General features: G+C 37.8%; 14 protein-coding genes. 12 read left to right on the forward strand and 2 right to left on the reverse strand.

The genetic code is table 11. From position 1 onward, the window contains the following. Positions 1–8: 8 nt before the first annotated feature. Positions 9–1,223, reverse strand: a complete 1,215-nt coding sequence (locus CPHY_RS07620; protein WP_012199489.1) for a dicarboxylate/amino acid:cation symporter — start codon at positions 1,221–1,223, stop codon at positions 9–11. Positions 1,224–1,988: 765 nt separating this feature from the next. Between CPHY_RS07620 and CPHY_RS07625 the strand changes: the two genes are divergently transcribed. From CPHY_RS07625 to CPHY_RS07670, 10 genes are all read left to right on the forward strand, one after another. Further along, positions 1,989–2,267 carry a CD3324 family protein gene (locus CPHY_RS07625; protein ID WP_012199490.1) on the forward strand — a complete coding sequence of 93 codons (279 nt, stop codon included), beginning with the start codon at positions 1,989–1,991 and terminating at the stop codon, positions 2,265–2,267. 275 nt (positions 2,268–2,542) lie between these two features. Further along, the gene (gene rsgA / locus CPHY_RS07630) at positions 2,543–3,802 is read left to right on the forward strand and encodes a ribosome small subunit-dependent GTPase A (RefSeq protein ID WP_408611172.1); all 1,260 of its coding nucleotides are present in this window, start codon (positions 2,543–2,545) and stop codon (positions 3,800–3,802) included. Between the two features lie 446 nt (positions 3,803–4,248). After that, positions 4,249–4,791 carry a beta-class carbonic anhydrase gene (locus CPHY_RS07635; protein WP_012199492.1) on the forward strand — a complete coding sequence of 181 codons (543 nt, stop codon included), beginning with the start codon at positions 4,249–4,251 and terminating at the stop codon, positions 4,789–4,791. A 208-nt stretch (positions 4,792–4,999) separates the two neighbouring features. Next, positions 5,000–5,950 carry a hydroxyacid dehydrogenase gene (locus tag CPHY_RS07640; RefSeq protein ID WP_012199493.1) on the forward strand — a complete coding sequence of 317 codons (951 nt, stop codon included), beginning with the start codon at positions 5,000–5,002 and terminating at the stop codon, positions 5,948–5,950. Positions 5,951–6,273: 323 nt separating this feature from the next. Continuing rightward, complete coding sequence (locus CPHY_RS07645) at positions 6,274–7,746, forward strand: sensor histidine kinase (RefSeq protein ID WP_012199494.1); 1,473 nt, start codon at positions 6,274–6,276, stop codon at positions 7,744–7,746. Between the two features lies 1 nt (position 7,747). Beyond that, entirely contained in the window at positions 7,748–8,437 is a 690-nt protein-coding gene (locus CPHY_RS07650; RefSeq protein WP_012199495.1) for a response regulator transcription factor, read from the forward strand. 225 nt (positions 8,438–8,662) lie between these two features. Next, entirely contained in the window at positions 8,663–9,622 is a 960-nt protein-coding gene (locus CPHY_RS07655) for an ABC transporter ATP-binding protein (protein WP_012199496.1), read from the forward strand. Next, positions 9,619–10,383 (forward strand): ABC transporter permease, encoded by a 765-nt coding sequence (locus CPHY_RS07660; protein WP_012199497.1) that lies wholly within the window; start codon positions 9,619–9,621, stop codon positions 10,381–10,383. The genes CPHY_RS07655 and CPHY_RS07660 overlap by 4 nt, the downstream gene beginning before the upstream one ends. Further along, on the forward strand, positions 10,380–10,934 hold the full coding sequence (locus CPHY_RS07665) for a hypothetical protein (RefSeq protein ID WP_012199498.1): 555 nt from the start codon (positions 10,380–10,382) through the stop codon (positions 10,932–10,934). Before CPHY_RS07660 ends, CPHY_RS07665 begins: the two co-directional genes overlap by 4 nt. A 32-nt stretch (positions 10,935–10,966) precedes the next feature. Beyond that, entirely contained in the window at positions 10,967–12,154 is a 1,188-nt protein-coding gene (locus tag CPHY_RS07670) for a COG4705 family protein (RefSeq protein ID WP_012199499.1), read from the forward strand. A gap of 168 nt (positions 12,155–12,322) precedes the next feature. Here CPHY_RS07670 and CPHY_RS07675 read toward each other — a convergent pair whose 3' ends face one another. Next, a complete protein-coding gene (locus tag CPHY_RS07675; RefSeq protein WP_012199500.1) occupies positions 12,323–13,207 on the reverse strand; it encodes an AraC family transcriptional regulator in 885 nt (294 codons plus the stop codon). Positions 13,208–13,432: 225 nt separating this feature from the next. On the opposite strand from CPHY_RS07675, the gene CPHY_RS20725 reads away from it, so the two are divergent. Next, positions 13,433–14,578: an alpha/beta hydrolase gene (locus tag CPHY_RS20725; protein ID WP_012199501.1), complete on the forward strand. Its 1,146-nt coding sequence runs from the start codon at positions 13,433–13,435 to the stop codon at positions 14,576–14,578. 652 nt (positions 14,579–15,230) lie between these two features. Next, entirely contained in the window at positions 15,231–16,934 is a 1,704-nt protein-coding gene (locus CPHY_RS07685) for a methyl-accepting chemotaxis protein (protein WP_012199502.1), read from the forward strand. Positions 16,935–16,993 lie beyond the last annotated feature (59 nt).

Below are 16,993 nucleotides of genomic sequence, written 5' to 3' on the forward strand. Positions count from 1 at the left end.
GCAGTCAGTTAACTTTTTTTATCTTTTTTAATATATTTATGGTAGAACATATCGACCAGTGCGCTAATCGCATTATCTCCGGATACGTTACATGCAGTACCGAAGCTATCCTGAGCAATATACATTGCCTGAAGAAGACTGGCAATATCTGAAGCTAAAGGTATTCCTACAATCGGGAAGAATGGAGTCGCTGTGAAGATGGAACCACCTGGAGCTCCTGGAGACGCAACCAGGGCTATTCCTAGTACACAGATAAATGGGAACAGGGTAAGGAAGCCATGAGGCATGCCGTAAATGAGCAGGGTTGCGGTCACACAGCAGGTAATGGTAATCATAGAACCAGCCATATGAATATTTGCACATAGAGGAACTACGAAATTACGAATTTCTTCTGAAATACCATTGCTTTCTGCACATTTGATATTAACCGGAATCGTAGCAGCAGAAGACTGGGTACCGATCGCAGTTAGGTAACCAGGTATCTGGTTCTTCATCATGGTAATCGGATTTCGTTTTGTCATTAAGCCTGCAAAGGTAAAGGCCACAATCAGATAGATCAAATGAAGAAGTATAACAATCACGAATACCTTCCAAAGCACGGACATAATCGCAAAGGTAGTTCCTTGATAAGTCATCTTAGCAAAAGTTCCACAGATATACAAAGGAAGAATCGGAATAATCACACGGCCAAGTACCTTTGTAATAATCTTAGAAAAATCTTTGATCACATTGTAAAGAGTATCTCCAATCTCTTTGCCACGCATGGCGCTGATGCATACTCCCAGTACAAAGGCCAGAACAACAGCGGATGTCGTTTCAAGTAGCGGTGTGATCGTCAGGGAGAAATATCCGTCGATGACCTTGTCACATGCTGAAGCAACTTTCGCAACAACCCCTTCATTCACAAAAGATGGGAAAAACTTACTGGAAACAGCATAAGATGCGCTTCCCGCCAGCAGCGTAGAGGCATAAGAAATCGCTGCGGTAAACGCTAGCAACTTTCCGGCTCCTTGAGATAAGTCTGCAATTCCCATAGTAACAAAAGCCACTATCATAAGTGGGATGATAAACATTAAAAACTCTTTAAACAAATCCGATGCTGTAATCAATATTGAAGTTACAAAACTAGGGCAGTACATTCCGACTAAAATACCAATGGTAATAGCAATAATTAGCCTTGGTACTAGACCCAACCCCTTCTTACTCTTTTTACCTTCCACCATATCAATACCTCCCTTTCAATAAAAAAAATTTCATTATCTTTACCAATTGGCTGTAATTTATTTTATCATAAACACAACCAAATAGCAATATAATTTCTAATAATTCGACAAAAAAACACAGATTATTTAGTTAAAATGCACAAATAAACTGGAAAATTTTACGGATGATACCTGGAAACCCTTGACAAAAGGAAGATTCAAATGTTATAATCCAAAAAAAAAGAAGGATGTGTTTTGATGTCGGCTTTATCTGTTAATATGGTTTTCAACTGAATATAGTTGAAAAGGTGCATTCATGATGGGGATACCTCCTTTCTTTGTATTGCCCTTTTATAAACATACCTAACAGATTGCTTTATTCCTTTCATCATTATTGCGGGACAGGTGTGACTTGTCTCGCTTTTTTATTCATGACATGGGAAACTTCGCGAAGCGTGCTTTCTCTTGTTTTGATTTCTTATACCCGCAAGGAGCATTCTGCACTTTTACAGGTGTGGTATGTTTTTTTGCGGGTATTTTGCTTTCGGAATGTAAGTTAACATTCTGAGGATAAATTAACTTAAATAGAGGATGTAGAGTGGAAAATCAAGATTTTTCAAACTCGAATTGTGCTGTCGCCTAAATTTGTATGATTGCGACAGAATGGAGGATTTATATGAAATTTAGCTCGGTTCGTTATGCATAGCAAAGGCTAGTGCATGGCATCAATAAATGATACTTGTATAGCCTTTGCTCAATCCTAAATTTTATACTAGGAGGAGCTTAATGAGCTATATCAAAGCAACCGATGTGTTGCCAGAAGAAATTATCGAGATTATTCAAAATTATATTGACGGTGAATATATTTACGTTCCAAGGAAAGAAAATAATCGTAAAGGCTGGGGTGAGAACACCAAGAGTAAAGATATGATTATCTTAAGGAACTTAGAGATTTATGAAAAATACAAAAAAGGAGCGCAGATTGGTCATCTTTCGGAAACTTATTATTTATCGCCGAAAAGTATACAAAAAATTATAGCAAAGTTAAAACTTAAGAATCAGTAAATTTAATGATAATAACAATCTCAAAGGATTGGTATGCAAAAATGAGGATACAATCTCAAAGGATTGGTAAGCAAAAAAAGTGTCATGTATTAATGTTACGTGGCGCCTTTTTGTTTCTGAATTGTTTCATCGGTTGCAGTTATAAGGGCACAGATTTTATAATATTACTTGAAAAGAGAAATGTGTTTCCTAAATTTGTCCCTTGTTAGGAGGTAACTAAGGTGAAGAAGAAAAAGACAAAAGAAATAAATAAAACAAAAGATTCACAGAAAGAAGTGATTCAAGGTACTGTTGTAAATATCTTAAATAAACAAGTCAAAGTATTATCGGAAGGTAACATAATTACTTGTCTGATCCCTGGTTCTTTGTTAACTAGCAAAAACTCTTTAATAGTTGGGGATCAAGTCGAAGTGGAGCTAACTGGAACCGATCAATATAGATTAAACCATATTCATACAAGGACAACAGCGGTATATCGTGGTAACCGAAAAAGCCCTGAGGAAGATATTTTAATAGCAGCAAATGTTCAGTGTCTTTTAGCTATCGTTACTGCTGATTATCTTCTTCATCAGGCCGGTTATATAGAGTCCGCAATCATAGCTGCTAGACGAGCTGGGATACAAGTGGGTGTATTTATTAGTAAGTGGGATTTGATTGGAGAAAACACTCAGAATCTGTTACAAGAGAAACTAACTTACTATCAAAGTACCGCTGACTTTGTATTTGTTGGCTCTGCTTGTGAATGTCAAGAAGAATTAATAAATAAGGTAGAAGGTAAAACTGTTGTAATTATTGGTGATAGATCATGTGGTAAAACATCTTTAATCCGAAGTTGTTTAAACGAATTAGCGATAATTGAAAAGTATCAGAGGAATATAGCAAGTACCTATAACAGTGATTTACATGCTGGTTTTAATGGAACATTGTGGATTGATACACCTGGATTTCGCGATTTTGCTTTACAAGGAATAACAGAAGAAGAACGAGGTGATGTATTCCCTGAGATATCGCAATTGACGAAAGGGTGTTATTTTAGAAATTGTACCCATGTCCACGAAGATGGGTGTCAGGTTCTAGAGGAGTTACGAGCAAAAAAAATAAGAAGAGATCGATATGATTCCTATCAAAAGATGATTGGTACGAAAGCTACATCAGATACGGAATCAAAGTTAGATTATCGGCGTGCTGCCTGTACAGAGTGCTTTCCATGTAAAGTGTGTGGTGCGTTTGTAGTACCAGATGGGGCCGGAAGCCAACATCGTAATCATTGCCCAAAATGTTTATCGAGTATACATGTAGATATTGAACCAGGCGATCGAGCATCTTTGTGTCAAGGGATAATGGAACCGGTCAGTGTGTGGGTACGTAAGGGTGGTGAATGGGCAATAATCCACAGGTGTAAGGAGTGCGGTGATTTAAGCTCTAATCGTATCGCAGCGGATGATAACCCAGCTCTTTTAATGTCGATAGCTGTGAAACCTCTGGCTATGACTCCTTTTCCACTTAATAAATTAGAGGATATATTTAAGCAGTGATATGCTTTTTTAGAATATTTTTCACTGATCGTGTTAAGGAGACGTTTTCAATCTGGTAAGAAATAATTATGTAGATACAAAATGTATATAATAAGAAGATCCCTTACTTTTCGTTTAGAAAAGTAAGGGATTTTGTATGTTTAGGATAGAGAAAGCAAATGGTATAAATAGTAATAATTCATTGCATGAATAAAATATTTACATAATTAATTTGTGGAACAGATAATTAATCAGTAGTACTCAGCCCGACTATAACTTAAAATAAATTTTAAACACCAGATAGGTCTATGTTTTAGGAAAAATTCTCACCGAAAGATATAATAATTTATGTTGTAATAAATTGATAAGGTATTATAATTAGATTAATTTATTTAGGACAGGGAAAAGCTCGCGAAGCGTACTTTTTCTTGTTTACAGTTATATAAAAATAGAAAGAAGGGGATTGTATGATTGAAGAAATTCTAGAGTTTAATAAAGCCTTTGTCGAAAATAAAGGATACGAGAAATATATAACCAATAAATTCCCACAGAAAAAAGTTGCAATTGTATCTTGTATGGATACTAGGTTAACGGAATTATTACCAGCTTCCATGGGACTTAAGAACGGAGATGCAAAAATAATAAAAAATGCAGGTGGAGTTATTTCACACCCTTTTGGTAGTGCAATGCGAAGCTTGCTTATAGCTATATACGAATTAAGTGTTAGCGAAATACTAGTAATAGGGCATACGGATTGCGGAGCTAGGTATACGGACAGCCAAAAGATGATAGAAAAAATGAAAGGACAAGGAATAACACAAAATAATATCGATATGATGAAGTATTGTGGAATTGACTTTGATTCTTGGCTGGGAGGTTTTGTAGATTTAGATGAATCAATCAAGAAATCAGTTGAATTGATACGTAATCACCCTTTAATCCCGGAGACGGTAATGGTATATGGATTAATAATTGATTCTGAGACTGGAGAGTTAAGTAGAATTGTTTAGCTATAAGAACTAAAATTCAAAGTGTTTATGAAGGATGAATTATTAAAGTATGTTACCACTAAGGAGGATCTTGGTGTGATAATTATTAGTTATAAGAAAATGAATTAGAATGAAAAAAGAAATAAATGAAAATGAATTAGAGTGAAAAAAGAAATAAATGAATATGAATTAGAACGAACGAAAAAGAATAAAATGAAAAGGAATTAGAATGAAACAAATTATACTTATACCGCAAGATGTGGACGAATCAGGGAAAAATTATTTACAAGAAAAAGGATATGAGCTTCGTATTTTACAAGACAGTTCAATAGAAAATATCTGTAATAATATTGGTGATTGTAGTGGTCTTTTACTTCGTACTGTACCTTGTACGAAAGAGGTTTTTGATGCGGCACCTCATTTAAAGGTAATCGGTAGACACGGGGTGGGATATGATAATATAGACATCGCTGAAGCAACAGCTCAAGGCATTAAAGTTTGTTACACTCCATTGGCCAATGCTAACTCGGTAGCTGAACACACTATAATGCTACTATTAGCTTGTGCTAAGAATATTGTAATAGCGGATAAAGAATTAAGGCAGGGCAATTATGAAATCAGAAATCAAATGCCTGGTATTGATGTCTTTGGTAAGACTTTAGGAATTATAGGATTTGGAAGAATTGGTAAGAGTGTTGCAAAAAAAGCTGCATTAGGATTGGGTATGAAAATTCTTGCTTATGGACGTGGACTAGAGATTAAAGAAGTACCAGATTATGTAACGATAATAAAAGAAGTGGATGAGCTTATTCGTCAATCTGATTTCATCTCGTTACATATGCCCTATAGTAAAGAGATGCAAGGTTTCATGGATTCTACGAAGTTATCGCTGATGAAACCAGAGGCAGTTTTAATTAATACTGCAAGAGGTGGTATCGTGAATGAGGATGATTTATATCATGCACTAATAAATCATAAGATAGCGGGAGCAGGACTGGATGTTTTTATAGATGAGCCGTTTAAGGAGACGTTATCAAACTTATTCCAATTAGATAATGTTGTTGTAACACCTCATAGCGCTGCGTTAACAAAAGAAGCCATGGCAAGAATGAGTTTAGATGCCGCAATTGGAATTGATGAAGTATTAAGCGGTAAAAAACCTTCTTGGCCGGTGAATTGAGACCGACCCTGAATTTAAAAATTAAAAACCATGAAAAGTTACAAAGGTGAGTATATCGACCTTAATAACATTTCATGGTTTTTTCTATAATGTATTATATGTAACAATAAATCATAAATATTTCATCTGAAATAGATATCAGCATCACAATAGTCTTACTTGCAAATTTTCTGATTCGTACGCTCATAATGATACTGTCTATTTGTTTGAACAATATAGAATAAGGTGGAACGTATTTATTGCATTGTTTATATTGAGTTTAAGACCAAATGAAAAATTTGTGCTATACTTTAAGCATATACATCTGTGAGGTGGTATTTCCTATGAAAATAAAGGACATGTTTACAAAAAATATAACAATAAAAAAGAGGCTTGTGATTTCAAATATCCTGATGATTCTCGTTCCGGTGGTAATCACTGCGTTCATCGGGTTTGTGTGCGTAGGCATCATCTGGGTTTCCGTCACACATGGGATGGGGCTTGGGTTTGAGGATAGTGAGGACTTCTACAACGCTAGCCGTAACATTACTATGATCATCGAGAAATCACTGGAGAAAGGTACACATATTAATTTAGCCGAGGATCTGAAAGGAATCAGCGAAATGCTTGACAAAAACGCCCTGACGTTGTTTGTGGATTTCTCTGGTGAAAATCTATACCGGTACGGGCATACAACCGATGCCGATGGAACACTTCTAGAAGCAGTGGAAGTATTGGGTGGCGAGGGGTTCGTTTCCAACGGAAGCCGGGAGCTGTATATCCAGCAGTCTGAAATTGACGGCAGTGCCTATCGCATCGCCCTTTTTGCCAGCCCTTCGGAGCTGTCATACAATACCCTGAAAGTAGCTATCGTGTTATCGACCATTATTTTGCTGTCTGTCGTATTCTTTTCCATCCGGCTCACGAATCGATTCCTAACCAAATTCGTTTTTCAGAAGATTGAGCGACCGCTGGACATACTTTCAAACGGAGTGATGCAGATCAGCAATGGGAATCTAGAGCACCGCATTGATTATGAATATCAGGATGAGTTTGCACCTGTCTGTGCTGATTTTAATGAAATGGCCGCCCGGCTCAAAGCTTCGGTGGAACTGACGGAGCAGCATGAGCAAAGTCGCAAAGAGCTTCTGGTCGGCATTTCCCATGACCTACGCAGCCCGCTGACCTCTATCCGCGCCTATGTGGAGGGGCTTTTGGACGGCGTTGCAAAAACACCCGAAGCCCAAAGAGGATATCTGGAAATCATCAGGAGCAAAGCCGAAGACATCGACCGCATGCTGACCAAAATCTTCTTATTCTCTAAAATGGAGCTGGGCGAGTACCCGGACAATCCGGAGCTGCTGTACCTTGACGATGAGGTGCGACAGCTTGTACGGGCATTGGGTACAGAGTACGAAGAAAAGGGGTTAGTTCTCTCTGCTGGCGATCTTGTTCCGGCCACCGTGTCGGCCGATCCGGATCAGCTCCGGCGTGTGCTTACCAACATTATGGAGAATAGCGTAAAATATAAAACAAAGGACGTGGGCACCCTGACCATTTCCTTGCAAGAGGAAGACAGTGGGTACCGCCTGTCTCTTTGTGACGATGGACCTGGTGTCTCGGAGGCTGCATTGCCCCACTTATTCGAGGTATTCTATCGCAGCGATCCATCCCGACAGAACCCTCATCGTGGTAGTGGCCTAGGTCTTGCCATCGCAGCCAATGCGATACAGCGTATGAAAGGAACTATAGAGGCAAAAGTCAGCGGGAATGGCGGTCTGGAAATTGTGATCTGCCTACCGAAAGCGGAGGTATAACATGGGAAAAATATTGATTATAGAAGATGATGCAGCGATTGCCGCCATTGAGCGGGATTATCTTGCGATTGACCATTTTGAAGTAGAGATTGCGCTGGACGGGAGAAGTGGTATGGAAAAAGCCTTGCAGGGCGGCTTTGATCTGATTCTACTGGATTTGATGCTTCCAGGCATCGACGGTTTTACCGTTTGCTGCAAGCTACGAGAGACGCTGGACATTCCGATACTGATGGTCACAGCCCGGCGGGAGGACATTGATAAAATACGCGGGCTAGGGCTTGGTGCAGATGATTACATTGAGAAGCCTTTTTCTCCAAGCGTGTTGGTAGCAAGAGTTAAGGCGAACTTGGCGCAGTATGCCAGATTGAAGAAAACGGATAGAACCGCACCAATACAGCTCAACATAGGCAGTATCCGCATCAACACCGATACCCACAGGGTCTATGTGAATGACATTGAAATTGATTTAAAAAATAAAGAATACGAGCTTTTGCTGTTTTTGGCGCTCAACGCGGATGTGGTATTCAACCGGGAAACGCTTTACGAACGCATTTGGGGTATGGACGCCATGGGGGACAACGCCACGGTCGCTGTCCACATTAATCGGCTACGGGATAGGATTGAGGAAGATCCGGGCAATCCTCGGTATATCCAGACGGTTCGTGGTGCGGGTTATCGGCTCAAGGCGTAAGAAAAATATAATAAGTTTTCCATCTCATCATATTTTATCCATAGTTTAACTTGAGGATAGGTGTAGTTTAATCTGCTTGTTTATACTGGCTCTGTACCAGAAAGCAAGCAGATTTTTTATTATGAGACTTTTTAAATTATTTTATCTCCAGTTTATATACATGCAAACAGCAGTTTAAATATGGTAGATACAATGAACACAGAAACTTGTAAGGAGGCAACACCTATGATACAAACAGAACACCTTTCAAAGACTTACCGAAATGGCTTTAAGGCTGTCAAAGATTTAAATCTTCATGTGAACAAGGGCGACATTTTTGGATTTCTAGGACCGAATGGCGCGGGAAAGACCACAACCATACGAATGCTTGATGGGTTGCTTGAACCGACCGCCGGACAGGTTTTTATCGACGGCATGGATGTCAATAAGCAAGCATTGGAAATAAAGAGGCTTATTGGAGTTGTACCAGAATCTCACGGATATTATGACTGGATGACCGCAAAAGAATATCTGCAATATTTTAACTCTTTATTCGGCGGAAACGAAGGGGACGTCTATCTCGAAGAGCTGCTCAAAAAGGTGGGGCTTCGAGAAAAAAAGAACGTGCCGGTAGGCGAGTTCTCACGCGGAATGAAGCAACGTTTAGGTATTGCAAAAGCCTTGGTAAACCATCCGAAGATTATTTTTCTTGATGAGCCGACTCTGGGACTCGATCCAAGTGGGCAGAGAGATATCCAGCAGCTTATCCGAGAAATTAATCTGAATGATGGCATCACTGTTTTCATCACTTCCCATCTGCTTAAGGATATTGAGGTACTGTGCAATAAGGTCTCCATTATCAAGGATGGAATCCTTGTGGAGCAAGGCAGTATTAAGGAACTTCAGGGAAGATATGTAACTGCTTATACGATCCTGCTTCAAACAAATGACAACGATTTGGCTCTGTCGCTCATTCAAAGGCTCGACGGTATTAGCGATGTATCAAAAGGTGAGAGACAACTTGTCGTGCGGCTTTCCGAGGGACTTGACGCAAACGAAATTAGCACGGTCAAGCGGAACTTGGCAGGCACCGTTTTCACAGCGGGCATAGATATCCGGGAAATGACGCATAAGACCCTCAGCATGGAAGATATCTTCTTCAAGGTGACGGAAAGCAGTCAGATTGGAAGGGAGGCGGTTCTATGAACAGTCACATCATCAAGAAGGAATTGCGTGAAAGTCTCTATGAAAGCAAGGGGCTTTGGATGATTGTCGCTTCGACGTGTATTTTATCTGGCCTTTGCTTGATTACGGTCTTCAGTAAAGAGGGCTCTGTGTTGGCTCAAAGTGATATTCTTCAGTACGCCATTAAAGCGGCCATGTTCGTGACTCTCATTGTCTCCATTGTGCTGGGTGCCACCTGCTTTGTAACAGAACGTGAGGGCAATACGCTGGAAAGCCTGCTTTTGACGCCCATCTCGAAACTTAACTTGACCATGGCAAAATACATCGGTGTTTTAATCATCGGTACCGTCCTGTTCGGAGTATCCATCCCTTATCTCATTGCCATTGGCGCCGGATCGGGGTTGACTGTAAGCGCTTTGCTGATTACATTTGGTGCGGGAGGGATCCTGCTTTTGGCCTTTACCGCAGTCTCCGTTGCTCTGTCTATCTTGATGGAAAGTTCCAAGGCATCGCTTTTGACTTCGATGTTGATTTTGCTTATACTGGCTTTTCCTGCATTCATTCAGAGCCTGTTCAAACTGTCACCGGTGGGGTTGTTTTTTATTCAGATCGACCCTGTCGTTTGTTGCTTAAAAATGATGACTGCCATATTAATCGACAAAACATCCATCTTCTCACTCGCTGGCTACATGATACCGCTGGTAGTCTTTGCCGCACTTGCGATTGCCCTGCTTGTACATACAAGCAAAAGAGTATCATTAAAAGGGGGAAAAACAATATGAAAAAGATATGTTCAGTCATTGTCTCCCTGCTGATTTTAGCAAATTGCGCTGTTCCTGCTTTCGCAGCGACCAATCCGATTGCACAGAATATAGGAGTAGAGATTACCTCTCCCACCAGCATTGAAGGTAAGCCAGTTTATAACGCTGATATAGAAATCACGGTGAAAAATATGACCGACCATGAAATAAGTAACCTTATTTGCTATCTCATGATCGTGGACTTGGGCCGTGATATGACCTATCCTGTTGATGAGTTTGGTACCGAAGCGTATCAGACGAGAAGTATCACTTCACTTCCCGCACATGGAGAATGCATAGTAGTGATACCTGTCAAAATCCTCTATGTGGGGCACTTCCAGTTCTCAGCCTCGGTCACCGACCTTGAGAATAACCATACTGTCACAGCCGACCCACTCAGTGTTAATATGATTGCCGTCTCTGAACTGAATAAGCCGTTGGTCGTATCGGTTGCGGTTGTTATTCCTTTACTGATTGCCGGGTATGTTATCTTGCATACCAATCATAGGAAAGGCAGTAAAAAGCACAATTAAAAAACATATAATTTTTGGAGGTAAAAATTACAATGCAAAAAACGAAGTATGAGGTAATGCTAAATAAGGTGCCGGAAGTCACCATTTTCTTTTGGATCATCAAGGTCTTGTGTACCACGGTTGGCGAGACCGTATCGGATTTTTTAAACGTAACATTAGGGCTCGGCTTAAATGTAACCTCGGTTGTCATGGGTGTACTACTGGCGGTTGCTCTTGTTTTTCAGTTTCGGGCGAAAAAATATATGCCCGGATTGTATTGGATGAACGTTGCATTACTTAGTGTATTTGGAACGCTTGTGACAGACACGCTGACAGATGCACTCGGATTGCCGCTTGAAATCAGCACGGTAGGGTTCTCCATTTGTCTGCTACTTACGTTTTTAGTCTGGCATCATTATGAAAAAACATTGTCCATTCACTTGATATATACAGTGCGCAGAGAAGCATTTTACTGGCTGGCCATTCTTTTCACTTTTGCACTCGGAACCGCCTCCGGTGATTTGATGGCTGAAGGGTTGGGTCTTGGCTATTTACCTACCGGTATCATCGTCTGCGCGGTTATTATCTGTGTTGGAATTGGATACAAATTGGGACTTGATTCGGTTTTGTCCTTCTGGATTGCGTACATTATGACCCGGCCTTTGGGCGCATCATTGGGCGACTTTCTTTCCCAACCAAAATCGAATGGAGGACTTGGACTTGGAACGACTTCAACAAGTGTTATCTTCCTTGCTGCAATTCTCGCAACAGTGGTGTTCCTTATCGTAACCAAAAAAGATATTCGGGAGTTGAGTACTTCGGATCAAATGCCGACCGGCGAAACATCAAGCAAGAGTAATCGTCGCGTGTTGATACAGACAATAGCAGTCATTTGCATATTAGCGTTGCTCAGTGGAAGTGGATATGTCATCCGACAGGCAAGTCTTGCAAACAATACAAACAGCTCGGTATCCTGGTCGGATATGTCGCAGTTTGTAACTATAGAGGAGGATGTGCTTGTGCTTGTGAATAATGGTGACTTTTCAGCGGCGAAAACTCGTGTCAAAGATTTGGAGACCACTTGGGATCAATCCGCTGCTGTGCTGAAGGCTGCAGACAAAGAGAGATGGAAACAGGCAGACTCCGGAATTGATGCGGTTTTGCATGAGATTCGGGCAGGCAAACCGGATATGGACTCAAGCAAAATAGCATTGGAAAACTCAATGAATATGTTTAAATAGAATTAAAGGGCTGTTGCAAAGTTTAATAAAGCCTATGCTGAAAATAGAGGATACGAAAAATATGTAACCAACAAATACGAAAAACCATGAAATGTGCAAAGGTGAGTATACCAGCCTTTAAAACATTTCATGGTTTTTCTATTATGTATTATATGCAACAATAAATCATTAATATTTAATCGGAAAATAGATATCAGCCTCACAATAATCTTCTTTACAGATTTTTTGATTCATACGTTCAAAATGAAACTGTCTAGTTGGCTTGAAACTCGTTGTAGGTAACCACACTGTTTCAATCACTTCATAGATCTCAGACAATAATTTCATAGTTAAATCCTCTGGCGAGTGAAGACCAACATAGCGAAAAACCGCATAATCAGAGCGTTCAATCGTCTGACAAGTAAAGATAGAATTGAAATCAAAAGACTCAGACACTTCAACACTAGGCATGTAATAATCTGCTGTATAAAAATCATGGTAGGTAACCAATCCATAATACAAATGCTCGTTTATTGCATTTTGAAGGAGATACCGTTTATTATAATAAAAATCCATGGCACTTGAATTTGCAGTTGCGGTATTATAATTTTCTATGTGGTTAATCAAAGTTTTGATACCCGCAAGGTGAAACTTGGGCATGGTACAATACCATGGGGTAATGACAATTCCTTTTGATATATCATTAAGCAGGCTGGTATCAATTCTTGGAACAATGGGAAGTTCACAGTTTTTCTGACGAAAGGCTGAGGGAGTAAGACCAAAAAGTTGTTTAAATGCTCTTTCATAACTTTGTTCATATTCAAAATTATAATCATAAGCGATATCAATAATTTTAAGTTTATCATCAAGTAATTCATTCAGGCTACTAGTGAGTTTTCTTCCACGTACATAAGTAATTAAAGGAGAGCCTGTTATTGCTTTAAATATTCTGTGAAAATGAAACTTTGAAATACCTATTTGTTTTGCAATCTCATCTAATGATAAATTTGTTTTCAAGTTATCTTCAATCAGAATTACAGCATCTTCTATAAGCTTTCGATTTGCAATGTTCATATTAATCCCATGCCTTTCCAGAGCCTGCAAACATTGAACTGTGAATATATTATTTGCAACATGAATTGAAATTCACTTTGTGAAAAAACTTTGTTATTCACAATAACTACCCCAAAAACGAAAATTAAGGTAAAATAGCAAGAATTGTTCAGTAAGCTTTTATTAAGAATGATATACTATGGGCAGCGTTTTGTCAAAATATAGTAAATGGGAGGATGCAGATACATGAAACAATTTCCTAAGACAATCATTATAGTTGCTATCTTAATATTCGGACTGACAGGGTGTAAGAATAATTCAAAAGCACCAGAGAAGGAAGTATCTAGTGTGACACTAGGCAATCCGGAAGATAAAGATAATCAAGAAAACAAGGATGATCCGGAAGTTAAAAATAATCAAGACGTAGATCAAAATACTAATCAAGAAGCCAATAAGGAAACTGGCCAAGAAGAATTTGAATTAAAAGAAGGTACAATAGAATCAGTTACTTATAATTCCAAAGCTATTGCAGAAAATCTGATCAAAGAAAATACAGAAAAAAAGATACATATCTATTTACCACCATCTTATAATGAAAGTGAAAAAGAATATCCAGTTGTTTATTTTTTACATGGCTTTGGTGATTCAGCATATGCTTTTATCAAATTGGCCCAAAGAGGATTAGATCCGATATTTTCAGAAGATTCCTCCAAGGAATTTATTATGGTTGGAGTGGAAGGAACGAATTCAGCAGGTGGCTCTTATTATGTAAATTCACCAGTTATCGGTAATTGGGCAGATTATACTACAAAAGAGGTAGTATCGTATATTGATTCCAACTACAGAACACTTGCAAATGCTGAGTCTAGAGGAATCTGCGGATTTTCTATGGGAGGGTTTGGAGCTTTAAATTTAGCATTTCTCTATCCAGATGTGTATGGAGCGGTTTATTCGATGTCTCCTGGTGTAGTGGCGAAAGGAGATATGGATGAAGTTCTTGACTCTTGGAAAAGAGATTCCGGATTTTTAAGGGCATATTCCTATGCTTTTGCATACAATACAACACCTCCATATAATACTACTCCCCTAAGAGATGGTTCGAAAACAGACAATGCTTTAATAGAGCGCTGGGAATCTGGATATGGTAATTGGAAGGAAAAATTAGATGCTTATTTGGCATTAGAAAAGCCCCTTAGAGCAATTGGCTTATGTTATGGAGAAAATGACAATTACAGTTGGATACCGAAAGGGACGAAGTATCTTTCGGATCTTTTAAAAGAGAAGAACATTGAACATACCCACTTTACATTTTTAGGAGGACATAGTTTTCCTGGAAATGTAATCGGCGACCATTTGCTTCCTTTCTTTCAGGAAGCTCTAGTATGGGAGTAATTTAAAAATGCAGTTTTAGGAACTGAATATTATATTTATAGCAAGAAAACACTTCTGATTCTCAGAGGTGTTTCTTTTATTTCTGACAAGGAAATATTATCATGGCGTGTTTTTTCTTGTTAAATGATGGTATCAGATAGATACTGAAAGACTTTTACAAAGATAATGACATTAGCTAAAAATGAAGGATTTAATTATGAATAATAAGTTAATGTCTTGTTGTATTGCTACAATAGTAATTTAGTCATTGATTAATTATTTTAAATGCATACCTTATTCTAGTGATATTTAATACGCTTGAAATAATAAAAAATCCTTTTGGAAATAGTGAAAAATGCTTAGGAAATAGTGAACAAATTCTTTAGAAAATAGTAAAAAAGTACTCTTGAAAAAAGTAAAAAAATACACTAGAAAAAAAGTAAAATAATACATTAGAAAAAAAGTAAAATAATGCACAAAAAAAGTAGAAAATATTATCCATATATTTAAATAAATGTTGTAAAATACCAGATGAAATGATAATATAAAGAGAATTTGTGTAGCTAATGGAAATATTCAAATTTGGGAGGATTTTTGAATATTTATTATTATCTCATGGGTATATCATTATAGAAAAGTTTATAATCTCGAAAACTGCGGAGGAAAATATTAAATGAAGAAAATGTCTATCAAGACAAAATTGTTATCTAGTTTCATCTTATGTGTCTTTATATTGATTTTTGTAGGTGTTACTGGAACTAGTGGAATGAAATCTTTGAATAACAATGCTAAAGAAATGTTTCGATACAACTATAAAAGTGTATCCACTCTTTATCAGATAGAAGAGCAACTATTTCTTGCTAGATTGGAAATAGATAAGGTATTAATGTATGGAGATAATGAAAAAACAAAATCTGCCATAGATAATATTCATTTTTTGGATATAGAACTAGATAGTTTAGTAAAAGAGTATGGAAATTTAGATCATTCGTCTGATATAAAAGATAGGTTTGAAAGTTTATTAGCTTCCATAGAGGAATATCGACTCATAAGAAGTGATATTTTGACACTTGCTAATAGTACTAATTATGCAAAAGCTAAGGAAGAGTTACCTCGTATCACGGTAATAAATGATAAAATATATGACGAACTACATTCTCTAATATTTGATGCGCAAGAGAATGCAGATGTGAAAAATGATCATAATAAGAATACTTATAATTCTTTGAGAACATATATCATAGTAATTATCGTTGTTGGAGCAATAATAGCTATATTGATTAGCTTAGTAATATCCTTATCAATAGCGAAAAAGATTAAACAGATGCTTATATTAGCTAGTGCACTTGGTGAAGGTGATTTCACGATAAATACACATGTAAAGGGTCAAGATGAACTTGCGAAATTATCAAATGCTCTTAATAGTGCTAAAGAAAAATTAAGACTTTTAATAAAAGCTATTATGGACCAAACCCAAGAGGTTTCGGCTTCAAGTGAAGAGTTATCTGCTACTCTTGAGGAGATGACAAGTAACTTTACGCAAATTGATGCGAACGTATCTACGATTGTAGGTAATATTCAAGAAATTAATGTAACTACAGATGAGTTATCTGAAACGGTAGATCAAGTGGATTCTGGCATATCTCAATTAGCTTCAGATTCTACGGAAAGTAATGTTGAAGCAGCTAAGATTAAGAATAGAGCTGTCGAAATAAAAACTAGAGGTTCCAAATCAAAAGAATTAGCGGATAAGTTAAGTAAAGAAAAGAACGATATGATTTTAGAAGCAATTGAACAAAGTAAGATTGTCGAGGAGATTAAAGGTTTTACAGAATCCATCGCTGAGATTGCGAATCGTACCAATCTTCTAGCACTTAATGCTGCAATCGAAGCAGCTAGAGCAGGAGAACATGGTAAGGGATTTGCGGTGGTAGCGGATGAAATCCGTTCTTTGGCAGAAAAATCTACAAGTGACGTTAATAACATACAGAGTGTGGTATCCAATGTAAAGGATGCGGTTACTAATCTAACGATTCACTCAAAAGATTTACTTGATTTTATTAACGGTCATGTTAGGGAGGATTATCAGTTATTGATAGATACTGGGGTTAATTATGAAAATGACTCCATCTATGTAAGTAATTTATCGAATAGCATTGCTGCAATGTCCGAAGAATTGAATGCATCAACAAATGAAATTGCTAATGTTACACAAACCATTACTTCTAATATAAAAGATACATCCAATAATTCAGGAGAAATGTTAACTAGCATAAATCAGATAGCAATTGCGATGGATGAAGTTGCAGAAACTGCACAACATCAAGCTCAAATTGCAGAGAAGTTAACTCAAATGATTTCACAATTTAAAATATAATTACGAGTTAGAAAACAAGGGATAAACAGTAACCTAATAGTAAGACACAGAAAAAGAAG

It is taken from the genome of Lachnoclostridium phytofermentans ISDg (assembly GCF_000018685.1).
Lineage (GTDB): Bacteria > Bacillota > Clostridia > Lachnospirales > Lachnospiraceae > Lachnoclostridium > Lachnoclostridium phytofermentans.